General features: G+C 61.5%; 20 protein-coding genes and 1 pseudogene. 6 read left to right on the top strand and 15 right to left on the bottom strand.

What is annotated here, in order from left to right:
• Positions 1-11: 11 nt before the first annotated feature.
• From EEQ99_RS25945 to hemC, 4 genes are all read right to left on the bottom strand, one after another.
• On the bottom strand, positions 12-1628 hold the full coding sequence (locus tag EEQ99_RS25945) for a heme biosynthesis protein HemY (RefSeq protein WP_127431298.1): 1617 nt from the start codon (positions 1626-1628) through the stop codon (positions 12-14).
• A gap of 4 nt (positions 1629-1632) precedes the next feature.
• Positions 1633-2904, bottom strand: coding sequence for a COG4223 family protein (locus EEQ99_RS25940; RefSeq protein ID WP_174824502.1), 1272 nt, complete (start codon positions 2902-2904; stop codon positions 1633-1635).
• A 68-nt stretch (positions 2905-2972) separates the two neighbouring features.
• The gene (locus EEQ99_RS25935) at positions 2973-3680 is read right to left on the bottom strand and encodes a uroporphyrinogen-III synthase (RefSeq protein ID WP_127431297.1); all 708 of its coding nucleotides are present in this window, start codon (positions 3678-3680) and stop codon (positions 2973-2975) included.
• Between the two features lie 8 nt (positions 3681-3688).
• The gene (gene hemC, locus EEQ99_RS25930; RefSeq protein ID WP_127431296.1) at positions 3689-4618 is read right to left on the bottom strand and encodes a hydroxymethylbilane synthase; all 930 of its coding nucleotides are present in this window, start codon (positions 4616-4618) and stop codon (positions 3689-3691) included.
• A 72-nt stretch (positions 4619-4690) separates the two neighbouring features.
• Here hemC and tsaD point away from each other — a divergent pair, with 72 nt between their 5' ends.
• The 5 genes from tsaD to EEQ99_RS25905 are packed head-to-tail and all read left to right on the top strand — an operon-like array spanning position 4691 to position 8149.
• Complete coding sequence (gene tsaD / locus EEQ99_RS25925; RefSeq protein WP_127431295.1) at positions 4691-5788, top strand: tRNA (adenosine(37)-N6)-threonylcarbamoyltransferase complex transferase subunit TsaD; 1098 nt, start codon at positions 4691-4693, stop codon at positions 5786-5788.
• Entirely contained in the window at positions 5785-6768 is a 984-nt protein-coding gene (locus tag EEQ99_RS25920) for an NAD(P)H-dependent glycerol-3-phosphate dehydrogenase (RefSeq protein WP_127431294.1), read from the top strand. The genes tsaD and EEQ99_RS25920 overlap by 4 nt, the downstream gene beginning before the upstream one ends.
• Positions 6769-6777: 9 nt before the next feature.
• Positions 6778-7071: a YciI-like protein gene (locus EEQ99_RS25915; protein ID WP_127431293.1), complete on the top strand. Its 294-nt coding sequence runs from the start codon at positions 6778-6780 to the stop codon at positions 7069-7071.
• A gap of 2 nt (positions 7072-7073) precedes the next feature.
• Positions 7074-7505: an EVE domain-containing protein gene (locus EEQ99_RS25910; RefSeq protein ID WP_127431292.1), complete on the top strand. Its 432-nt coding sequence runs from the start codon at positions 7074-7076 to the stop codon at positions 7503-7505.
• Entirely contained in the window at positions 7502-8149 is a 648-nt protein-coding gene (locus tag EEQ99_RS25905; RefSeq protein ID WP_127431291.1) for a class I SAM-dependent methyltransferase, read from the top strand. The genes EEQ99_RS25910 and EEQ99_RS25905 overlap by 4 nt, the downstream gene beginning before the upstream one ends.
• 83 nt (positions 8150-8232) lie before the next feature.
• Here EEQ99_RS25905 and EEQ99_RS25900 read toward each other — a convergent pair whose 3' ends face one another.
• The 10 genes and pseudogenes from EEQ99_RS25900 to EEQ99_RS25855 all read right to left on the bottom strand — a co-directional run bounded on the left by EEQ99_RS25900 (position 8233) and on the right by EEQ99_RS25855 (position 19652).
• Entirely contained in the window at positions 8233-10035 is a 1803-nt protein-coding gene (locus EEQ99_RS25900; protein ID WP_127431290.1) for an adenine deaminase, read from the bottom strand.
• Between the two features lie 163 nt (positions 10036-10198).
• A pseudogene (locus EEQ99_RS25895) lies at positions 10199-10369 on the bottom strand (bifunctional Delta(1)-pyrroline-2-carboxylate/Delta(1)-piperideine-2-carboxylate reductase); the annotation flags it as partial.
• A gap of 476 nt (positions 10370-10845) precedes the next feature.
• Positions 10846-11259: a DUF3830 family protein gene (locus EEQ99_RS25890; protein WP_063473798.1), complete on the bottom strand. Its 414-nt coding sequence runs from the start codon at positions 11257-11259 to the stop codon at positions 10846-10848.
• Positions 11256-12689 carry a dihydropyrimidinase gene (gene hydA, locus EEQ99_RS25885; protein ID WP_063473797.1) on the bottom strand — a complete coding sequence of 478 codons (1434 nt, stop codon included), beginning with the start codon at positions 12687-12689 and terminating at the stop codon, positions 11256-11258. The genes EEQ99_RS25890 and hydA overlap by 4 nt, the downstream gene beginning before the upstream one ends.
• 11 nt (positions 12690-12700) lie before the next feature.
• A complete protein-coding gene (locus tag EEQ99_RS25880) occupies positions 12701-13429 on the bottom strand; it encodes an amino acid ABC transporter ATP-binding protein (RefSeq protein ID WP_063473796.1) in 729 nt (242 codons plus the stop codon).
• On the bottom strand, positions 13426-16374 hold the full coding sequence (locus EEQ99_RS25875; RefSeq protein ID WP_127431335.1) for an FAD-dependent oxidoreductase: 2949 nt from the start codon (positions 16372-16374) through the stop codon (positions 13426-13428). Before EEQ99_RS25875 ends, EEQ99_RS25880 begins: the two co-directional genes overlap by 4 nt.
• Positions 16371-17261 carry a 4-hydroxy-tetrahydrodipicolinate synthase gene (gene dapA / locus EEQ99_RS25870; protein WP_063473794.1) on the bottom strand — a complete coding sequence of 297 codons (891 nt, stop codon included), beginning with the start codon at positions 17259-17261 and terminating at the stop codon, positions 16371-16373. The genes EEQ99_RS25875 and dapA overlap by 4 nt, the downstream gene beginning before the upstream one ends.
• A 15-nt stretch (positions 17262-17276) precedes the next feature.
• Entirely contained in the window at positions 17277-17969 is a 693-nt protein-coding gene (locus tag EEQ99_RS25865; RefSeq protein WP_127431289.1) for an amino acid ABC transporter permease, read from the bottom strand.
• Positions 17970-18046: 77 nt separating this feature from the next.
• Positions 18047-18883: an ABC transporter substrate-binding protein gene (locus EEQ99_RS25860; RefSeq protein ID WP_127431288.1), complete on the bottom strand. Its 837-nt coding sequence runs from the start codon at positions 18881-18883 to the stop codon at positions 18047-18049.
• 115 nt (positions 18884-18998) lie between these two features.
• Positions 18999-19652: a GntR family transcriptional regulator gene (locus tag EEQ99_RS25855; RefSeq protein ID WP_174824501.1), complete on the bottom strand. Its 654-nt coding sequence runs from the start codon at positions 19650-19652 to the stop codon at positions 18999-19001.
• A 112-nt stretch (positions 19653-19764) separates the two neighbouring features.
• Between EEQ99_RS25855 and EEQ99_RS25850 the strand changes: the two genes are divergently transcribed.
• Complete coding sequence (locus EEQ99_RS25850) at positions 19765-20448, top strand: GntR family transcriptional regulator (RefSeq protein ID WP_063473790.1); 684 nt, start codon at positions 19765-19767, stop codon at positions 20446-20448.
• 136 nt (positions 20449-20584) lie between these two features.
• On the opposite strand, the gene lhpI is transcribed toward EEQ99_RS25850, so the two are convergent.
• Entirely contained in the window at positions 20585-21556 is a 972-nt protein-coding gene (gene lhpI, locus EEQ99_RS25845) for a bifunctional Delta(1)-pyrroline-2-carboxylate/Delta(1)-piperideine-2-carboxylate reductase (RefSeq protein WP_127431286.1), read from the bottom strand.
• Positions 21557-21621: the final 65 nt, after the last annotated feature.

Below are 21621 nucleotides of genomic sequence, written 5' to 3'. Positions count from 1 at the left end.
TTCGTTCCATTTCAGAAAAGGCGGAGCCGTGTCTTGGGTTCCGGTTCCACCCTGGGATCGCGAACGCCGGGATCATCCGGCAACCCGCCAAAGAAAGGTTTTGCCTCATTCGGCGCCGGCGCTTTATCGCTCACGGCCGGTTCGACGGGTTTCGATTTTGCCGGCGCTGGTGCCGGCGTGGGGCGCACAGCCTCGGCAATCGTCGCAGCGCGTTCCAGCTCGATGATGCGATGGTCGTTGACGGGGCTTTCCGGCCTGACGTCACGCAGCGGCGGCAGCGTCTTCAGAGCTGTTTCGATCGAGGCCGGCGTCGAACCGTCTTCGAGCGAACCTTCGATCTGGCCGAAAGGCGCCTTCCATTCGAAGGCGTCGAGACGGCCGGTCACCGGCGATATCGGCAGCCATTTGTCGGAGACGAAACCATCCGCCACCCAGGCCGGATCGCGCGGCGCCTTGAGCGCCTGGGCCAGCCAGTGGCGCACGCGGCCCTGGTCGCCGGTCTCGGCCTCTTCGATGTCGGCCAAGAGCAGGAAGGCGGCTTCACGCGGCTGCATGCGTGCCGCCGCTTCCGCCTTGGCGCGCGCCTTGGCGAATTCCTGCGCGTCGAGTGCCGCCTGCGCGACGACGAGAAGGGATTCGACATTGTTCGGGCGCAGCCCTTCCAGCCGTTCGGCACGCTTCAGCCGGTCGAGCGTGGAATCGCCGCTGCGAGCCCTGACATAGGCCTGGCCGATCTCCGGATGCGGTGCCGATTTCCATGCCTGTTCGAGGATCGAGGCGGCTTTGCGCACGCCGCCTTCGCGGAACAGCGCCTTTGCAGCGACGAGAGCTGCCGGAATGAAATCGGCGGCGAGCTTCAGCGCCTGCTGGGCGTCGTCGCGGGCACCGGCCGGGTTGCTTTCCAGCTTCTCGCCGGCGCGCGCCGTCAGCAGGACGGCGTGCAAACGGTTGGCTTCGGCCTTTTCGACGACGCGGGCAGCCTTCTGCTGTTCGAGCAGGCGGATCGCATCGTCCCAGCGGCCGGCCTGGCTGCGATATTCGAGCGTCGCCTGGGCGGCCCAAGGCAGATAGGGCGCGTTGTCGGCCGCCTTTTCAGCATATTGGCGGGCCGCCTCGTTGGCCCCGAGACGGCGGGCTTCGAGATAAAGGCCGCGCAGGCCGAGTTCGCGCGTCTCGGGATCGTTGGCCATGGCCTCGAACTTGGCGCGCGCCTCGTCATGGCGGCCCTCGATCAGGGCGGCCTGAGCTTCGAGCAGGTTGATCAGCGGTTCCTGATCGGCGCGGATGAGGCCGCGCGAGCGGGCGGCCATCTTGCGGGCAAGCAGGGCATTGCCGGCGCCGGCGGCGATCAGGCCGGTGGACAGCGCCTGATAACCGCGGTCGCGCTTGCGGGCGCGGAAATATCGCGTCACCGAATGCGGCGAAGTCCAGACCAGGCGGACGAACCACCATGCGATCATCACGGCGGCGATGAGAGCGATGATGGCGCTGGCGGCAACGATCAGCTTCGTCTGGTAGATCTGGCCCTCCCAGATCAGCGAGAGATCGCCGGGGCGATCGGCAAGCCAGGAGAAGCCATAGGCGAGAAGCAGCACGAAGAGGGCGAAGGCGACAAGGCGGATCAGCATGGCCTTATCCTTCCTTGCCGGTGCCGGAAACGGCTTTCGACAGCGCGCCCCCGACCAGTTCCTCGACGCGGATGCGCGCTTCGAGTGATTGCTTGAAGGCGGTCGACGCCTGCTTGCCGAGGGCGGGCAGATTGTTCCATTCGGCGGAAGCGCCGGGCAGGTCACCGCTCTTCACTTTGTCCTCCATGCGGGCAGCAATGGCTTCGACGCTTTCACCCTCTATATTGCCGACGGGGCGAACGCTCACCAGCGACTTGGCGCTCGACATCAGCCGGTCCGACCAGCTCTGGTTCGGATCCGGCTGGTTGACGGCTTCGACGATCGCGGTGGCGACATCGGGAACCGCTGCCACCAGTTCGGCGCGTGAGGGAATGCCGGTCTCGGCAAAGGCGCGGAGGTCGGCGACAGCAGGATCGTCGGGCGCGACGCCGGCGAAAGTGTCGAGTTCGGCCACAAACGGACCGCCGCGATCGATCGCCGCCTTAAGGGCGGCGGCCGCGATCGCCCGGGCGACGGCGACGTCCTCGCGCGGCTCGTTCAGCTTCTTTTCGGCCTCTTCGAGGCGCTTGGATATATCGGCGCCGTTCGTCGTCTGCTGTTCGGAAGACTGGGCAAGTGTGGCGCGCAGCTGATCGACCTGGCCGGTCAGTTCCGCAATCTTCTGGTTGAGCGCCTCGACATTTGCCGAATCGGCCGGTGCACCGGCTGCGGGAGCCTTCGCCGCCGATTCCAGCGCAGCGACGCGCTTCTCGAGCGCGCCGTCATCCGTGCTCGCCGGGTTGGCGGCAAGGTTGGCGACGGCCTGTTTCAGGCCGTCGATCTCGCCGGAAAGCTCGGCGGTCTCCGGCGAGGTCGCCTGTGGCGCAGACGAGCTCGGGAGGTAACCGGCATACTGGATGGCGCCGGCGCCGAGCAGCGCCACGAGGCCGCCGAAGATGCCGGCGGCAATGAGACCGGAGGTGCCGGCGCTCTTCGGCGCGGGCTGTTCGGGAGGAGGGGTGTAGGACGGTTCCGAAGCTACCGGTTCCTCCTCAAGCGCCTCCGCCGCAGGCTTTTCTTCATATTCGGCATGCGAGGCAGCTTCGGTTTCGGGCGTCAGGCCGTCGTCCGTGGCGGCGGTAGTGTCGGCATCACCGGCTGGGCTCTCTACCGGCTTTTCGGTATCGGCTGCGGAGGCGAATTCCTGTGCATCGAGGTCGATCGTGACCGGCTCGTCGGCGCTCTTCGAATGGCGTGGCGGGTTTCCCGATACCATGAGGTCCTCTTTATCCTGCATTGCAACGAAACTAGACAGTGATCCCAGTTAAGGGAAGAGGTTAGATCAAATTTGGGCAGTTAGAGCCTTCAAAGCAGCGACAAAAGGCTTCTCTCATCCGGCATTGGCGCAATCGTCACGTTTTTTCGGAGTACTGCCGGAACGGCCCCCGCCACCGCCTCGCTCAGGCAAAGGAGGCGAATTGTGCTGCGCTTCGGTAGGGCGGACCGCGGCTCCGGCAGACGAAAGAAATCCTCAGCCGTCTGGCGGGAATAGAAGAGGATGACGTCCGGGCCACCGTCAGCGAAGATCGCGTCGACCTCGGCAGAATCGGGGACGGCCGATTGCATGCGATAACATTCGGCGACGGAAAATTGGATGCCAAGTTCGCGCAATCTTCCTTCGAAAGTTTCGGCACGCGGGGTGCCGGCAAGATAGAGCAACCCGTCGGCTCCCTGCGCCGCGATGAGATCGGCAAGATCGCGGCCGTTGCCCGCGGATGCGGCGACATATCGGAAGCCAAGGCTGCGCGCCTCTCCCGCCGTCGTCTCTCCGACCGCGAAAAACGGGCGGGTAAGATGCGCACGAAGCTGCTCACCGAGGGCGGAAACGACCCTGATCGCTTCGGCGCTGGTCACCGCGATTGCGCCGCTGGTGGTCGCCAGGGCCGCTGCGGCGGCGGCGCTGTCGTGCAGCGGCTGACGCAGCGGCAGCAGCAAGGGCTCGTGGCCCATATCGCGCAAACGTTGTGCGGTTCTCGTCGCCGAATGGGCGGGGCGGGTGACGAGCACGCGCATCAGCCGCCTCAGTGCCAATCGTCGAAAAAGGCGCTGCCTGCCCTTGCGCGCACGTCCTGGCCGGCGCGGGTGCCGAGTGCTGCCGCGTCGCGGCGGTGGCCGTCGGTCGTCACGGCATGCTGGCTGCGGCCGTCGGGGGTGATGATGAGGCCGGAGAAGCGGATCAGGTCGCCTTCGCAGACGGCATAACCGCCGATCGGCGTGCGGCAGGAGCCGTCGAGTGCGGCGAGGAAGGCGCGTTCGCAGGAGACAGTGTCGAAAGTCGTGATATCGTTGACCGGTGCCAGCAGATCGTCGACCCTGGCATCGCCGATGCGGCTTTCGATGCAGATCGCCCCCTGCGCCGGCGCCGGCGGGAAGGTGTCGGGATCGAGGATATCGGTCACCACATCGACCTTGCCGAGACGCTTCAGGCCGGCCAGCGCCAGCAGGGTCGCGTCCACCTGGCCCTCCTCGAGCTTGCGCAGGCGCGTTTCCACCAAGCCGCGGAAGGTGATGACGTTGATATCAGGCCGCATGCGGCGGATCAGCGCCTGGCGGCGCAGCGACGAGGAACCAACGGTGGCGCCATGCGGCAGGTCGATCAGTTTGCGCGCGGTGCGACCGATGACGGCGTCGCGGATATCCTCGCGCGGCAGATAGGCGGAAAGATGAAGGCCCTCGGGCAGGTGCGTCGGCATGTCCTTGGCGGAGTGCACGGCGAAATCCAGCTCGCCAGCGGCAAGCTTCTGTTCGAGCTCTTCGGTGAAGAGGCCCTTGCCGCCAATCTCGGAAAGCGACCGGTCGGTGATGCGGTCGCCCTTGGTCGTCAGCACGACGATCTCGAACATTTCTTCGGGCAGATGATGCGCCGCCATCAGCCTGTCGCGGGCCTCATGCGCTTGGGCAAGCGCCAGCGGGCTACCCCGCGTGCCGATCCGGAAAGGTTTTGTTTGCATCCGCTCAATTCCGTTGTTACCGGAGTTCTCGTAAACGGGTTTCCATCCCATCGCAATCAACGAACAGGCTTCATGGTTCCCTTTCTACGCATCCTTGGCATCGAAACAAGCTGCGACGAGACCGCCGCCGCCGTCGTCGAGCGCGATGCGGAGGGGCATTCCAACGTGCTGTCGGACGTGGTGCTGTCGCAGCTCGACGAGCACAGCGCCTATGGCGGCGTGGTGCCGGAGATCGCCGCGCGCGCCCATGTCGAGGCGCTGGACGAGCTGATCGAAGAGGCGCTGAAGCGCGCCAATGTGTCGCTGGGCGATGTCGACGCCATTGCCGCCACCTCGGGGCCGGGGCTGATCGGCGGGCTGCTTGTGGGGCTGATGACCGGCAAGGCGATCGCCAGAGCCGCCGGCAAGCCGCTCTATGCGGTCAACCATCTCGAAGGCCATGCGCTGACGGCGCGGCTGACGGACGGGCTCACCTTTCCCTATCTGATGCTGCTCGTCTCCGGCGGCCATACCCAGCTCATCCTGGTGCGCGGCGTCGGGCAATACGAGCGCTGGGGCACGACGATCGACGATGCGCTCGGCGAAGCCTTCGACAAGACGGCAAAGCTGCTCGGCCTGTCCTATCCCGGCGGACCGGCGGTGGAGCGCATGGCGCGGGACGGCAATCCCGATCGTTTCAATTTTCCGCGGCCGCTGGTCGGTGAGGCAAGGCTCGATTTCTCCTTCTCCGGTTTGAAGACGGCCGTGCGGCAGGCGGCACAGGATATCGCGCCGCTCAGCGATCAGGACGTGGCGGATATCTGCGCCTCGTTCCAGAAGGCGATTTCGCGGACGCTGAAGGATCGCATCGGCCGCGGCCTGCAGCGGTTCAAGACGGAATTCCCTGCTGCAAGCGAAAAGCCGGCGCTCGTCGTTGCCGGCGGCGTCGCCGCCAATCTCGAACTGCGCGGCACGCTGCAGGCGCTGTGCGACAAGAATGGCTTCCGTTTTATTGCACCGCCGCTGCACCTCTGCACCGACAATGCCGTGATGATCGCCTGGGCGGGACTGGAGCGGATGGCAGCGGGTGCCGCGCCGGATGCGCTCGACGTACAGCCGCGGTCGCGCTGGCCGCTCGATTCCAACGCGGAAAGGCTGGTCGGTTTCGGAAAAAGAGGAGCCAAGGCATGAGCGAGACCATCGCCGTCGTTGGATCGGGGGCTTTCGGCACGGCGCTTGCCGCCGTCATCGCCCTTGCCGGGCGCAGTGCGGTGACGCTTGTCGGGCGCAATCCGGCGCTGATGGAAGATCTGAAGAGCGAGCGGCTGCATGATGCGGTGCTGCCCGGCATTTCTCTGCCTGACACGCTGGAATTTTCCGCCGAGGCGGATGCAATCACCGGCGCCTCCATTGTGCTTTTTGCGATGCCATCGCAGGCGCAGGCCGATGCGGCGCGGCAATATGGCCCCTATCTTGCCAAAGATGCCGTCGTCGTCACCTGCGCCAAGGGCATCGAGCGGGCGACGGGCAATCTTCTGACCGACATGCTGGAACGGGAACTGCCGGACCATTCCGTCGCCGTGCTCTCAGGCCCGGGTTTTGCCGCCGATATCGCCAAGGGCCTGCCGACGGCGATGGCGATTGCGGCAGCCGACATGGAGACGGCGGAGCGGCTGGCGCAGGCGATATCAGGCCGGACCTTCCGGCTCTATGCCTCCAGCGACCGGATCGGCGTGCAGCTCGGCGGCGCGCTCAAGAACGTGCTGGCGATCGCCTGCGGCATCGTCGAAGGCCGCGGCATCGGCGATTCCGCGCGTGCGGCGCTGATTGCGCGCGGGCTTGCGGAAATGTCGCGTTTCGTCGTCGCCAAGGGCGGGCAGGCGGATACGGTGCGCGGGCTTTCCGGCCTCGGCGATCTGGTGCTGACGGCGACCAGCCATCAATCGCGCAACCTGCGCTTCGGCATCGCACTCGGGCGCGGCGACAAAACCGATCCCCTGCATGGTGCGCTGGTGGAAGGCGCGTTTGCCGCCTCCGTCGCCTCGCGGCTTGCGGCGGAATTGAAGGTCAGCATGCCGATCACCGATGCCGTTTCCGCCATCATCGACGGCAGGCTCGATATATCAGAGGCGATCGAGCAGCTGATGACGCGTCCGATCACCACCGAATAGGAGACAGACATGCTTTTCGCCCTTCTCTGCAAGGACAAACCGGGACATCTGAACGTGCGCATGGATACGCGTCCGACGCATGTCGAGCATCTGAACAAGCTGAATGCCGAGGGCACGCTGAAGATCGCCGGCCCGTTTCTCGACGATGACGGCAAGCCCTGCGGCAGCCTGATCATCGTCGAGGCGGAATCGAAAGAGGCGGCGCGGGCGCTTGCCGATGCCGACCCTTACGCCAAGGCCGGACTGTTCGAAAGCGTCGAGGTCCAGGCCTACAACTGGGTCTTCAACAAACCGGAGGCGTGAGCATGGCGCACTGGCTCTATAAATCCGAACCCGCCTCCTGGTCCTGGGAGCAGCAGAAGGCTGCCGGCGAAAAGGGCACGGAATGGACCGGCGTCCGCAACTATCTGGCGCGCAACAATATGCGAGCGATGCAGATCGGCGACAAAGGCTTCTTCTATCATTCCAATGACGGGCTGGAGATTGTCGGCATCGTCGAAGTCTGCGCCCTCTCCCATCCCGATTCTTCCGCCAAGGGCGATCCGAAGTGGGATTGCGTCGATATCCGCGCCGTCATGGACATGCCGAAGCCGGTGACGCTGAAGGATGTCAAGGCGAGCGAGAAGCTTGCCAAGATGGCGCTCGTCACCTCGATGCGGCTGTCGGTGCAGCCGGTGACGGAAGAAGAATATCTCGAAGTCTGCCGCATGGGCGGGCTGGACAATCCGCCGCATTGAAGACCGATCCCGAAGCCTTCATCCGCGCCAATACCAGCCTGATGCCGCCGCCGCATGTGCCGGAGATTTCGCTCTATCTGGCGAGCGAGGCGCATGAACTCTGGCTGAAGACGGAGGAGGAGCTGGAGGCGATCGGTCTGCCGCCACCCTTCTGGGCTTTTGCCTGGGCGGGCGGTCAGGGACTGGCGCGCTACATCCTCGACCAACCGGAAACGGTGCGCAGCAAGCGCGTGCTCGATTTCGCCAGCGGTTCCGGCCTTGTCGGCATTGCGGCTGTGATGGCCGGTGCCCGCAAGGTCACCGCCTGCGATATCGATCCCTGGGCGCAAGCCGCAGTCCGGATGAATGCCGAGGCCAATCGCGTTTTGCTCGGATTTACCGGCGCCGATCTGATCGGCCAGGCCGTCGATGCGGATATCGTGCTTGCCGGCGACGTCTTCTACGACCGCGCTTTCGCCGATGCGCTCGTTCCCTGGTTCGCGATGCTGGCGGCCGAGGGCAAGGCGGTGCTGGTCGGCGATCCCGGACGCAGTTACCTGCCGCGGGATCGGCTGGAATTTTGCGCGGTTTACGAGGTGCCGGTGACGCGGGCGCTAGAGGACAGCGAAATCAAGAGGACGACGGTGTGGCGTTTCGCTCCCTAGGTCGGGCCGACATTCAGGTTTCGATCACGCGGGCTATTCTATGTTGGCATTCCAGCAAGCACTCGCCGGCTGGTTTTTGCCGGTCAAGCCTTTTCGAAGAGCGGCGAGATCACCATGTCCGGCACCAGCACCAGGCCCTTGTCGGTTATCCGGATTTCCGGGATGACCGACAACGGGATGAGGTTGAAGCCCATATAGGCGATGGTGCAGCCTGCCTTTTCCCATTCGAGCTTCAAGGCCTTTACTTCGTCCGCGACCTGGTGCACGCGCTGGTCGGACAAGAGCCCGGCGATCGGCAGCGGCACCATGGCCGTCACCTTGCCGTCCATGACGACACAGACGCCACCCTGCCTTTCTTCGATCGCGTCCAGCGCCACCTGCATGTCGGCGGCATTGGTGCCGGCGACGATGATGTTGTGGCTGTCGTGGCCGACCGAGGATGCGACCGCGCCTTGTCTGAGCCCGAAGCCGTTGAGCAGTCCGTGGGCGACATTGCCGGCTGACTTGCCGTGGCGCTCCACCACCGTCACGAAGCAGAGGTCGTGCCTGTCGAAATGCGCCTGCCAGTCATTGGCCGGCTCCAGCGTGACGGTGACGTGGCCGAGGGTAATGCCGGGCAGCTCCGTCTTGATCGTATGAGCGACGACCGTCTCCGTCGGCAGGTCCGGTGTCAGCTTGAGATTTTTGGGCAGCTTGACCGTGTGGTAGGCGGCATCCGGATAGCGGTACGGTTTCGACAGAGCTTCGTCGAGGATCGGCGTGATCTTCTTGCCGTCGACGACGAGTTCGCCACCATACCAGGTGCTGACCGGCGTAAGGTCGTCGCTGAGAAGCACCAGATCGGCCCGGCGCCCGCCGCCCAGACCGCCGATTTCGCCTTCCATGCCGAACCGCGTCGCGCCGTGCAGCGAACCCATCGCCCAGGCCTCTTCCGGCCTCATGCCGTATTTCACGGCTTCGCGCGTTACCCAGTCCAGGCCGAAGGCGAGCAGATCTTCCGCATCACGGTCGTCGGTGCAGACGGCGACGCGCTTGTGGGAGGCGCCGAGCTCGGTGATCGTCTTGATCGCCTGCGGCAGCGAATGCCAGGGAGTCGTCGGCGGGCCGCCGCGCAGGAAGATCCACACGCCGGCTTCCAGCAGGTCGTCGGCAATATCGCGGTCGATGGCTTCATGCGTGTCGGTAACGCCGGATGCGGCATAGGCGGCAACGAACTCTCGTCCGTAGACATGGCCCGACACCGGCCTGCCGCGCTCGAGTGCTGCAGCCAGGATCGCATGGCTGCGCTCGTCGCCCATCGCAACGGGGACGAAATCCATCTTCTCACCGAGAGCCACGGCTTCCGGCCATTTGTCGAACAGGGCGGCGATCTTGTCCGGCGTCAGGTCGCCGCCGGCTGTTTCCAGGTCCGGCGTCGTCGCCGGCACGGTGCTCGGCACGGTCAGGAAGATCGACAGCGGCGCCTGCCGCGCATCCTCGAGCATGGCCTCGACGCCGGCGACGTCCATGACGTTGCCGATCTCGTGGCTGTCGCAGAAGATCGTCGTCGTGCCGTTGAGGAGTGCCGCTTCCGCATAGGCGCAGGCCGTGACCATCGAGGATTCGATATGGATATGCGGATCGACCAGGCCGGGGGCGATGATGCCGCCTCTGGCGTCGTAGAGCTTGGCGCTCCCGCCTCTGTAGCTGCCGGCCGGCTTGACGGCTGCAATGCGGCCCCCCGAAATCCAGATTTCGCGTCCGTCGAGAAAGCGCTCCGAATAGGTAGACAGGACGCGCGCGCCCTGGATGACCAGGTCGGGTTCGCGACGAGCTGAGGCGACATCCGCAAGACGGCGGGTCATGGTCGAGAGCGGCTGAACGGAGAAGCGGGTAAGCGTGCTCATGAAAACCTCATTTCCAGGACTCGGGGAGGACAGGCCAGAGTGTAGGGAACGCCGTCGGGGGAGGGAAGCACGAATAGTTCTTGCTTCTGGCGCGGGTCCCTGGCTGCTGGAACCGGGCAACAGCCGCGTTCCGATCATGCGCGATCGCCCGGGCCAGAAGGCGTCAGTCTGCGATCAAGGCGGCTTCATAGACCATCGTCGCGGCGGCAAGATCAGCCAACGCCGTTCCGACTGCCTTGTAGAGAGTGATCTCGTCGTTGGACGTCCGCGCTGGAACATCCCGGCGACACAGCTCGTCAAGTGTTGCACGCACCACATCTGTGGAAAGGACACCGCCTTGACGGGAATAGAACCGTGTGCACAGCACCGCCTTATCTGCTCAACAGGGGTATCACAGCGTCATCGCGCATCACCACCTCTATATGGGCGCGGAATACTGAGAGACGGACGAGGAGGACTTGGCGGCGAAGCCATGAGTCTCTGTAGAAGAGACATCTTACGCGGTTTTGGCTGCTTCTGCGGCGGAGGCAGTTCTTGCGCCGCTCTTTTCGCAAGTTCGAAGTCAAAATCAAAAGACATTTCGGGCCTCGTCCACCATTTGGAAATCTCGAAGACTAGAATGCAGGAAACGTGCCAACCGCTACGTTAGGCGGTGCTGGCACGCCGGCGTCAACCCTGTCGTCTCGCGCTATTGCGCCTAGAACAGGATGATTTTAGGCCGCGTCGGCCTAAAATCTGAATCCTGTTCTAAATTAGATAGTTAGAGCATGATGTCATCCGAAAACCGCCCACACTTTTCGGCATCATGCTCTAGGATACGGCCTCAAATCGAATGGATTGCGCGCCTTCCCACAGCGTGAGGCGCCCTATTTCGGCGAGTTGGTCGAGATTGGATGTGATTGTGATGAAATGATTGCCAGCCAGTTGGCCCATTTTCGATGAAAAATCGACACCTCCATAGGCAAGCAGGATTTCCGTTTCGCTAATGCCTCCTGGGTAAAGGATGATATGACCGGGGGCCGGATGGCTCGTATGGTTCTCATAACCGACGCCGAAATCATGGTCGCCAAGCGGAATCCAAACGCCCTCGCCAGACCAGCGAACGTGCACGATTTTACCATCGAACGGCATCTGCTTGATGAATGCGTCACAGGTTTTGGGCGCTCTGGCAGTTTCCAGGACAGCGTCGAAGATGAATGGCCCTGCTGTAATTTTCAGTTTCATGATGTCGCTCTTGTTAGATTTGACCGTTTGTTGATTTGTCTCGCCGCGGCTTTCCGATATTGCCCGTGGCCCTTAGTACCCACTAGGACGCCGTTTTCGACGACAGGCTTTCCGGCGACAATTGTCGTTATCGGCCAGCCGGTGATCTCGATCCCCTCGTAGGGCGAATAGTCTGCGCCATCATGCAGTTCCGCATGACGGATGGTCCGCTCGATGGTTGGATCCCAGATCGCGATGTCTGCATCCGCCCCTACGGCAATCGTTCCCTTTTGTGGATAGAGGCCATAGGTCTTTGCATGGTTCGTTGATGTCAGGGCGACAAAGCGCGGCAGATCGATGCGCCCGGCCATGAACCCTTGCGAAAATAGGATGGGAAGGCGGGTTTCGACGCCTGGAATGCCATTGGGGATGTGCCTGAAATTCATGCGACCTTTGGGATTAAGCTTCCCGTGCTGGTCGTCGTAACGGAATGGACAATGATCGGATGAAAAGAGTTCGAATGCCCCGGTCTCGATCCCGCGCCAGCATTCCTTCTGAGCATCTTCATCGCGCGGCGGCGGAGAGCAGACAAGTTTGGCGCCCTCCCAATCCATGCCGTCGAGGTCCTTGGCGGTGAGCGTCAGATATTGCGGGCAGGTTTCCCCGACGACTTTGACGCCTCTCATCCTTGCGCGAGCGATCTCTTCCATGGCCTCGCCGTTCGAGACATGCACAATGACAACGGGAACGTCCACGATTTCGGCCAGCGTCAGGGCGCGGTGCGTAGCTTCGCGTTCGACGGCGACCGGACGGGTGGAGGCATGAGCGCGTGGGGCAACGTCGCCCGCCAGCTCGTGTTTTTCGATCAGGAACCTGATTGCGTCCTCGTTTTCACAATGGACCATGACGGTGGCGCCCGTCCGTCGCGCGACATCGAGCGTCTTCAGGATCTGTGCGTCATCAAGGCGCAGGCTCTCATAGGTCATGAAAACCTTCAGCGACGGATAGCCGTCGGCCACAAGCGCTGGCAGCTCCTGCCCCAGCACGGCGTCGCTCGGGTCGGATATGATCAGATGAAAACTGACGTCGGTATAACACTGGCCCTCTGCGAGCGCATGATAGGCCGTTAGCACCTCTCGCAGCGACTTGCCCTTTTCCTGAAGGCAGAACGGCATGACGGTCGTATTGCCGCCGAACACCGCCGACAGCGTTCCGCTCTCGAAGTCGTCCGCCATCTCGATCCCGTCGCCCGAAGGCTGGGAGATATGGACATGGCTGTCGATGCCGCCTGGAAGGACATATTTGCCCGAGGCGTCGATCGTGTGCGCAGCACCCGACAGGCTTTGCCCGATCTGGACAATCTTGCCGTCTTTAATGCCGATATCCGCCTGGAAAACATCCGCAGCAGTCGCCACCGTGCCGTTCTGAATGATGAGATCGTAGTTGCTCACAAGCCTGACCTTCAGTGTTGCAGGATTTTGCCAAGGAAGGCTTCGGTTCGTGGGTTGTGTTTTCCCGCGAAAAACTCCTCGCTCGGACGATCCTCGACGATCTCGCCCTGATCGATGAAAATCACGCGTGTCGCCACCCGGCGGGCAAATCCCATCTCATGGGTGACGACCATCATCGTCATGCCGTCCTTTGCCAGTCCGGTCATGACGTCGAGCACTTCGGAAATCATCTCTGGATCAAGCGCGGAGGTCGGCTCGTCGAAGAGCATGGCGAGCGGATCCATCGCGAGCGCCCGCGCGATCGCCACGCGCTGCTGCTGCCCGCCGGAGAGTTGACTTGGATATTTTTTCGCGTGGTCCGTCAGCCCGACGCGATCAAGAAGCGCCATGGCCTTGGTGTGAGCTGCCGTTTCGCTGCGGCCAATGACAATCTTCTGCGCCAGCATGATATTGTCGATGATCGTCAGATGAGGAAACAACTCGAAGTTCTGGAAGACCATACCTACCCGCGTGCGAAGGTTCGGCAGGTCGGTCTTCGGGTCGCCGACTTCGATACCATGCACCCGGATCGAACCTTCCTGAAACTGCTCGAGCCCATTGACGCATTTGATCAATGTCGATTTGCCCGACCCCGAGGGACCGCAGACAACCACGACCTCACCGCGTTCGACGTTCACCGAGCAGTTCTTAAGGACAGCGAACTGTCCATAATATTTGGTAACGCCAGTGATCTCAATCATGCCCGGCCTTTCTGGAAACGCGCGATGGAAAAGGGTTGCAAGGCTCTATCGGTCTCGCGACCGAGAACGAGCCGAGATGTTAACTGGCCGACGATCGGGCCGAGCGTATAGCCGTTTGAAGTGACGGCGTTGAAGAACCCCGGCATTGACGGATGTTCGCCGAGGATCGGCGCACCGTCGATGTTGATGTTCATCGCCGCCCAGCTTCGGATGACGTGAAGTTTGCGCAGAGCAGGAACGACGTGCTGGGCAACCCAAAGGTTCCCCTCAAGGCTCGACAGCAGCGGGCGTGGATGTTGATGGACGGGATCGAGGCCTGCGGTCCAGCCACCGCCGATGATGAAGTTCCCGTTTGCCGCCTGCTTCAGGGTCAAATGGCGGTCGGCATGGGCGACGAGACACGAGATCAAAGGTGCTGCGGCCTCGGTAACCACCATCTGCAGCGGAGCACCAAAGACCGGCACGTCGACACCGAGCATCGCGCCGATCCTTGAAGCGAAGGCTCCGGCTGCATTGACGATGCGTCTTGTCCGCAAGATGCCCCTCGATGTCTTGACCTCGAACCCGTCGTCCGAGGTTCTTATTCCGGTGACCTCGCAATTTTCGAAGACTTGCGCGCCGTCTCGCCGTGCCGCCTCCAATATATATTGCGTAGCGACGAGAGGATTGATCTTGCCCTCCTGGGAGCAGTAGGCAGCGCCGACGAAATGAGAAGACAGAGCAGGCTCCAGGCAGCGCAGTTCCTCTTGCCCGATCAAGCGGCAATCGATCCCGGCCGCGCACTCCACCCTGACCTTTTCCGCCAGAAAACGCATGTGGTCATTGGTTTCGGCCACCATGAGGCCGCCTGTAACCTTCATCTCGAAATCCTGTCCGAGCTCGCTTTGCAGCGCGGCCCAAAGAGCGATTGAATCACGCTGGAGGGGAAGTGTTTGAGCGGCCGCTCCGCCGCCACCTTCGGCACGGGCACCGTGGTCGAAGGAAAGCAACTGGGCATGAAGGCTTCCTGCATTACCTCCAGATGCCAGCGAGTTCGCAAAAGCGCGCTCCACCACCACAACGTCCTCGCCTTCCCTGGCAAGGAAGAGCGCCGTCGAAAGGCCCGCAATGCCTGCGCCGATTACCAGCGTGGACGTTTCCGTCACCGGCAAAGCTTGAGAATTCGCCACTGGGGGTTTTTCCGGCAAAAGTGCGCGCTTGTGGCCGCCCCATTCCGGCTTTTCGATCGCAAGCGCCGCCAGCGGAATAGGTCGAAGTGGCATTTGCGGAGCCAGAAAACCGCCTGTTTCGCCAGTGAGGTGCCGTTCTTTCGTGACGTCAGCGATCGCTTTGCCGCAGTAGCGGCTCTGACATCGCCCCATGCCCGCACGCGACAGGCGCTTTAATGTCGAAATGTCCTGCGCACTATTTGCGCTGAGCGTCCTCAAGACACCGTAAGTCACCCCTTCGCAACGGCAGATCAATGCATCGTCTGGCAGAATTGCCGTCTTTGTCCCTGCATCGTCCTTCGGCGCAAAGACCTGCCAAAGGGCTTCTTGAAACCGTCGATGGCGGGCAAGCCTTTTCACCACGCTTTCGTCAGTTTGGACAAGGAGGCCCAGTTTTCGCGCAATCGCCGCGGCGGCGATCTGCCCTTCTGCCATCGCAACATGCGCGCCGCCGAAATGCGCCGCTTCACCGACAACATGCACGTTTGCAAGCGTTGTCTGACCGTCGAGATCTCGCACTGCCCGCAGATCGCCGCCGACGACCTCATGGCCGCAGCCGAGCAGCCGGGACAGCTCATTGGAGGATGCGAAATTGCCGCCGATAAGGACCGTGTCAGCTTCGAGATTGGTCTCACCGCTTGGTCCGGCGAAGGTGACGCTCTCCACACACTGAGAACCGTTGATCGAGGCAAGCACGCTATTCCAGCCTATCTTGACGCCCGCGGACCTGAGCGTTGATATCTGGCGCAATCCGTGACGGGCGAGAGCGGGATCCGTTGTCAGAAGGCCGAGGGCTGCGACAGGCCGAGACCACGGTGGCGGTGCTGCTTCCAGCAAAGCGACTATGGAGGCTCCCGCCTTTCGAAGTTCGTTTGCGACCTGCATATTCAAAGGACCGTTTCCGGCGATGATGATCCTTCGGCCGGGAACGGTTCCATAGCTCCTCAGCAACGTCTGGGCGGCCCCTGTTGTCATCGCACCAGGAAGTGTCCAACCCCTCACTGGCGTTGGGCGTTCGTAGGCCCCCGTCGCGATGATGAGTATTTTCGGCTTGCAGTAAAACGCATGGCCGGACCCATAGCAGGCGATAATAGGCGAACCGTCGTCGTCACGTGCGGCACCCCACACCACTGTAGCGGTTAGAAATGTCACGCCATGGTCGCGCACTTCCCCTATAAGTGCTGCGCCGGATAAAGCCTGCTCGTCGCCACTCAATCGCTCGGCGGCGCTGCGTGTCGAGGGTTGCTTGAAATACTGCCCGCCGGCAGACGGCCGTTCATCAATGACAGTCACCTTGGCGCCGGCCGCAGCAAGGACCTTAGCTGCGGCCAGTCCCGCAGGCCCCGCTCCGACAATGAGAACGTCCATCGTCCTTGTCGCTAAGGAATGCGGCACACTGCAGAGATCGGCAATCTGACCAGTGGCAAGGTCGGGCCGCGCAGCAGGACGCAGGACCTGCATGTCCTCGCCGACGATGGTCATGCAGGCCCGCTGGCTGACTTTCCCGTCGATCGTCACGAGGCAATCGTGACAGACACCCATTCCGCAGAAGAGGCCACGGCCTTCGCCTTTGATGCCTCGGGAAAATTCATGCCGCCCCGTCGCCTCGATGGCAGCGGCAACAGACATGCCCTTTTCGGCAAATATCTGCAGACCGTCGACCGAGAGCCTGACCCGCGCATCGTCGGGTCTCAAGCTCTGGTTTATGGAAGCGACGGGCATCATGGAATTCCTCAGGCGCCGAACGTCAGACCGAAATCGGCCACCAGCGTCTTCATGGCGGCGTCCTGCGCGGGCGGCAACGGTAGGCGCGGCGGCCGCGGCAGGCCTGCGCCAAATCCCATGTGGGTCAGCAGTGACTTCGTTCCTGCGACATAGGCCTGGCCGCCGACCGCCTGAATGACGGGCAACCATTTGAGGTAAAGCTCTCTTGCCTCATCGAACTTTTTCTCATTTGCAACAAGTTCGAAGATCCGCGCCATCGGTCCTGGCGCAACATTTGAAGCCACTGCCACCCAGCCCTGCGCACCCATAACGAAAGACTCAAACCCGAGAATACCGCCAAACACAGTCATATCGTCGCCAGCCAGCCGGATGATATCGCGCACGCGTGTCACTTCGAGGGTGGACTCCTTGATATAGTCGCAGCCGTCGATTTCGGCGATGCGCTTGACCAACTCCGGCGTCAGGTCGACGTTTGCGGTCGCGGGATTGTTGTAGACCATAATCGGGATGGCCACGGCAGACGCAATGCTCTTGTAGTGATGAACGAGTTCGTCATCCGTTGGGGTGGAATAGAACGGCGGAATAATCATGACACCGTCAGCTCCCATTGCCTCGGCCTTGACGCTAAGGCGAATGGACTCCCGCGTATCTTCCGCTCCCGTGCCGATCAGAACAGGCACTCGTCCCGCGACAGTTTCTATGACGATCCTCGCCACACTATCGCGCTCATCCTCGCTGAGCGATAGAAACTCACCCGTCGATCCAAGAGGGATCAGGCCATGGATACCTTCCTTGACCTGCCAGTCGGTAAAGGCAGCCAGCCCCTTCAGATCTACCGCGCCGCTGGGATCCAAGGGCGTAATCATCACGGTGTAGACACCGCGGAACGTCTTCTGCATTTGAAAATCCTGGTTCTAGCGCTTCTCGTTAATGGAAAGCCGAGATCCGGCTTGACCGAGACGCTTTTCGATGTGGCTCTGGAAGAAGTCCCAGAGTGTTGTGAGGAGGAGGTAATAAATCGCCGCGACAGCAAACAGTTCGAGCACCATGAACCGCTCCTGGATGAGAACCTGAGTCCGGCGAAGGAGTTCTTCGACCGAGATGACGGAGGTGACAGAAGTCGTTTTCAAGAGACCGTTCACCGAATTGCCGAGAGGCGGAACAATCACTTTGAAGGCTTGCGGCATCACGATGTAGCGCATGATCTGACGCTCCGTCATGCCGAGCGCGCGCGCTGCCCTGGTCTGGCCTTCCGGCACGGCTTCGATACCGGCGCGAATGATCTCCGCGAGATAAGCTGCCTCGTTGAGAGCCAATCCGAGCAACGCCGCTTCTATGACGGTGAACTTGATGCCGAACAGCGGAAGCGCCGTATAGATCGCAATCAACTGTACGAGAAGCGGCGTGCCGCGAAAAAGCCAGATATACGCCTTGGCAATGTAGTATGGCACCCGCCGCGACGATCGCCGCATCAATGCAAGAGCAAAGCCCAGAATAAGCCCCGCAACCAACGAGACGATGGTGAGCCAAACGGTCGTGAACACCCCGCCAAGTATAAAGGGGTTGAACAGATACCCGAAAAAACCAGACCAGTTCCAAAGCGACATGAAGACGACTTTCTGCGAGAGGTTTGGCGCGACGTGGTCGCGTCCCGCCTCATCTCTAAACGATCTTTGAAATCAGTTCAGCGACCGGGGCCTTTGACCGAATAGTCACCCGCGACCATCGGCAGACCGTATTTGTCAAAGAGCGCCTTCAGAGATCCATCCGCCTTCATGTCTTTCAAAGTCGCAGACACGGCATCAGCCAAAGCCGGGCTTTTGAATGCGACAGAAACCGGAGCGGGGTAGAGGCCACTGATTGCCCGTTTGAAGTCCCCGCGAGAATCGTACTCCTTGGCGACGGCGTCGATCGACACGACACCCTGCACCTGGCCCGCCCGCAGAGCCTGGTAGGCCAGGGCGAAATTATCGAACGTCTGGATGGTCAAGCCTTCTTTGCCAGCGTCACGCAGTTCCTTGTCGAGAAGGCGTGTCTTTGTTTCCTCGAAACCACCAATTTCGACACCGATCGTCATGCCGGCCAGATCATCTTTTGCGGCGACGTTTTTCTTCGAATCTGGTGCCACGGAGATGCTGATGGCCTGATCTTCATAGGGGATCATCTGCATGATCTTGGCGCGTTCTTCGGTGAAGAAAATGCCCGTATTGATCATGTCCCAGCGGCGAGCCTGCAGGCCCGGAACCATCGCGGAGAATTCGATGCGGACATATTCGGGCTCAAGGCAAAGGCGCTTGGCGATCTCTTTGCCGAGGTCGATGCGCATGCCCTTCAGATCACCCGTGGAGTCGATGAATTGGAGCGGCGGAAGCGTTGGATTGGTCGACATGACGAGCGTGCCGGGCTTGATCAACTCGCCTGCCGCCACTTTTGGTTCGCAGGATTGAGCGAAGGCAAAAGACGCTGTGATCGACAGGAAGGACGCGGAAAGAATGCTGCGAGAGAAGTGTGAACGGAGCATGGAGAGCCTCTGGAGTTCGGTTCTTTATCGTTGGATCCCAACCTTGCATTCAAGTGGGATCCCACTTTTATACAAAAGTTCACCGTTGATGCAAGTGCATTCTCAATTCATCGATTCAGTAGTTTGCTAGGACGCCCTGACGTACGACTTCGAGATGATCGGTCATGGCTTGGCGAGCCGCCTCGGCATCGCTGGAGGCCAAGGCAAGCAGGATCGCTCGATGTTCTCGCACGCCCGGCTTCGCGCGTACGACAGGCAGCTGTCGCTCGAAGATCGTTGTGTAGCGCCGCATCTCCGCGATCGTGGTTGCCATAAAGGGGTTGCGGCTCTCGCTTGCGATATAGTTGTGAAGCGCATCGTCAAACGCCCAGACTGCCTCAGGGTCAGGTTCGGGGTCGTCCTCGATCTCGTCAAGCATCCTTGTCAAAGCGTCCAGTTCAAGTCGCGAAACGTGGGGACTGGCGAGCGCGGCCGCAGTTGGTTCGAGCAGCATCCTCATGGTGAGGCTGTCAAGGTAGTCCTTGAGACTGATGACCCTGACCGAGAGAACGCCTTTTTCGTTTCTGACAAGAAGTCCTTCCCCTTCGAGACGTCCCAGCGCGTGACGCATAGGAGAACGCGAAACAGCATGTTTGGTCGCCAGGCGACGTTGCTGGACGACCGATCCCCCCGCGAGCCTGGCTGATAGAATATCGGCCAGCAGGGAACGGTAGGTTTCGTCAGCAAGGCTGGAGTCGCCAACTTCATTCAGACCATCGTCCATCTGCACTCGTTCCAGTCCTTTTCCAAATCGGCTATCATATGTAACAAGTGATCGCGTAAGGAAAGCACGATGCCGCGTCGAGCGGCCAACGACCTAAAGAACAAGGAAATGGCAAACGGTGACAGACGCCTTAGAGGCCTCGGGTCGGAAAATTGCGGAGAAAGGGCAGCATAATCTTGCATCGCTGACCTACAAGGCCGTGTCCGACATGATCCGGCATCGCCGGCTGAAAGGCGGGCATGTCATCGTTGAGGCAAGGCTTGCCGAGACACTTGGGATTTCGAGGACGCCGCTGCGGGAAGCGCTGCAGAGGTTGGAGGGCGAAGGCCTGGTTCGCAAGGGCGACGGCCGAAACTACGTCGTGCGACAGGTGGATGTCGGCGAGTATCTTCAAAGCTTGAAACTGAGGTTGTTGATCGAACCTGAAGCAGCAGTACTGTCGATAAACGCTATTCCGCGACGACTTTTGATGAGCGTCCGGCAGGAAATCCACGACCTTCTGGACGCCACGGCGTATCACACAGACGCGCACTGGTTCTCGGACGACAATCTCCATAATATGATCATCGATCATTGCGGCAACGCGGTAATGGCCAAGGTATTGCGGGAGCTTCGGGCGACCACGCGTCTCTTCGAAATCGACCGCCTGAAAGATCGCCTGAAGCCGGACTCCACGGAACACCTCGTTATCATCGAGGCGATCGACCGGGGCGACGTCGAGGAAACTCGCCGAGCTGTCGCCCACCACATCGAAAGCTTAATCGCATTTACCCGGATGCATCTACACGTCGCTGACCTCTAGCGATCGAGTGGACCGTAGGAGCAAGCCCGGTGAAACGATGATGGAGCCTCAATCAGAGGCTTTTGTTCGAGTCAAAGTCCTCGATGCCTCGATCAGCCATCTTCTTTTCGCTGGGCATCGCCCGGACCAAAAGACGTCAGCCGGCGATCAAGGCGGCTTCATACACCATCGTCGCGGCGGCAAGATCAGCCAACGCCGTTCCGACTGCCTTGTAGAGAGTGATCTCGTCGTTGGACGTCCGCACCGGAATATCCCGGCGGCACAGCTCATCAAGGGTCGCACGCACTGCATCTGTAGACATGACGCCAGCCCTGATCGGCTGAACCAGATCGCCTGCTTCGTGAAGGGCTTCGTGCGTGTCGATATAGACCGAGGAGCGCCGAAGCGCTTCGTCATCGGCCTCGCGCATCGCCGGCGTGAAGCCGCCGATCAGATCGACATGGGTGCCCGGCTTCAGCCATTCGCCTCGGATAAGCGGTGCGGTCGCCAGCGTCGCTGCGCTGACGATATCGGCTTGCCGCGTCGCGGCTTCCAGATCCGTGACGGCGGTGGCCTGGAGGCCGCGTTGCCGGAGGCTCTGCGCCAGCCGTTCCGCGCTGGCGGGATCGATATCCCAGATATCGACATGCGCGATCGGCCGGACGGCGCGGTAGGCATCGGGTATGAGGCTCGCGACGCGGCCTGCGCCGATCACCAGCAGACGGTGCGCGTCCTTTCGAGCGAGATAGTCCGCGGCAAGGGCCGATGCCGCCACCGTACGGCGCGCCGTGATCGTGTTACCGTCAAGGAGCGCAAGCTGCATCCCGGTCCGGCCATCATAGAGCATATAGGTCGAGGTCAAACCGGGAATGCCGCGCGCCGTGTTGCCGGGAAAGACAGTAACGATCTTGATGCCAAGGTAGCGCTCCGACCGGTGCGTTTCGTGCCAGGCCGGCATGAGAAGCAGGGTCGCATCCGGCTCGCCGCTATTGGCTATCGTGTGGTGATGCCGTACCGGCACAACACAGCCTTCGGCAAATGCTTGCCGCAAAGTCGCAACCAGCGCGTCGAAAGGGAGAAGCTCGCCCGTTGTCCGGGCATCGAGAATACGGATTTGTGAGTCGGTCATTGAAGCGATCTCTCAGTGAGTTCTGACTGCTGGATAAAGCGAGTTCTGTGTGATTGAACGAGGCC

Source organism: Rhizobium anhuiense (assembly GCF_003985145.1).
GTDB lineage: Bacteria > Pseudomonadota > Alphaproteobacteria > Rhizobiales > Rhizobiaceae > Rhizobium > Rhizobium anhuiense.
This window is presented reverse-complemented; position numbering and strand designations above follow the sequence as displayed.

Bases quoted from the DNA above. Each gene is read 5' to 3' on its own strand.
- EEQ99_RS25945 (WP_127431298.1), bottom strand. From the start codon at position 1,628: ATGCTGATCCGCCTTGTCGCCTTCGCCCTCTTCGTGCTGCTTCTCGCC.
- EEQ99_RS25940 (WP_174824502.1), bottom strand. From the start codon at position 2,904: ATGCAGGATAAAGAGGACCTCATGGTATCGGGAAACCCGCCACGCCAT.
- EEQ99_RS25935 (WP_127431297.1), bottom strand. From the start codon at position 3,680: ATGCGCGTGCTCGTCACCCGCCCCGCCCATTCGGCGACGAGAACCGCA.
- hemC (WP_127431296.1), bottom strand. From the start codon at position 4,618: ATGCAAACAAAACCTTTCCGGATCGGCACGCGGGGTAGCCCGCTGGCG.
- tsaD (WP_127431295.1), top strand. From the start codon at position 4,691: ATGGTTCCCTTTCTACGCATCCTTGGCATCGAAACAAGCTGCGACGAG.
- EEQ99_RS25920 (WP_127431294.1), top strand. From the start codon at position 5,785: ATGAGCGAGACCATCGCCGTCGTTGGATCGGGGGCTTTCGGCACGGCG.
- EEQ99_RS25915 (WP_127431293.1), top strand. From the start codon at position 6,778: ATGCTTTTCGCCCTTCTCTGCAAGGACAAACCGGGACATCTGAACGTG.
- EEQ99_RS25910 (WP_127431292.1), top strand. From the start codon at position 7,074: ATGGCGCACTGGCTCTATAAATCCGAACCCGCCTCCTGGTCCTGGGAG.
- EEQ99_RS25900 (WP_127431290.1), bottom strand. From the start codon at position 10,035: ATGAGCACGCTTACCCGCTTCTCCGTTCAGCCGCTCTCGACCATGACC.
- EEQ99_RS25890 (WP_063473798.1), bottom strand. From the start codon at position 11,259: ATGAAACTGAAAATTACAGCAGGGCCATTCATCTTCGACGCTGTCCTG.
- EEQ99_RS25880 (WP_063473796.1), bottom strand. From the start codon at position 13,429: ATGATTGAGATCACTGGCGTTACCAAATATTATGGACAGTTCGCTGTC.
- dapA (WP_063473794.1), bottom strand. From the start codon at position 17,261: ATGCAGAAGACGTTCCGCGGTGTCTACACCGTGATGATTACGCCCTTG.
- EEQ99_RS25865 (WP_127431289.1), bottom strand. From the start codon at position 17,969: ATGTCGCTTTGGAACTGGTCTGGTTTTTTCGGGTATCTGTTCAACCCC.
- EEQ99_RS25860 (WP_127431288.1), bottom strand. From the start codon at position 18,883: ATGCTCCGTTCACACTTCTCTCGCAGCATTCTTTCCGCGTCCTTCCTG.
- lhpI (WP_127431286.1), bottom strand. From the start codon at position 21,556: ATGACCGACTCACAAATCCGTATTCTCGATGCCCGGACAACGGGCGAG.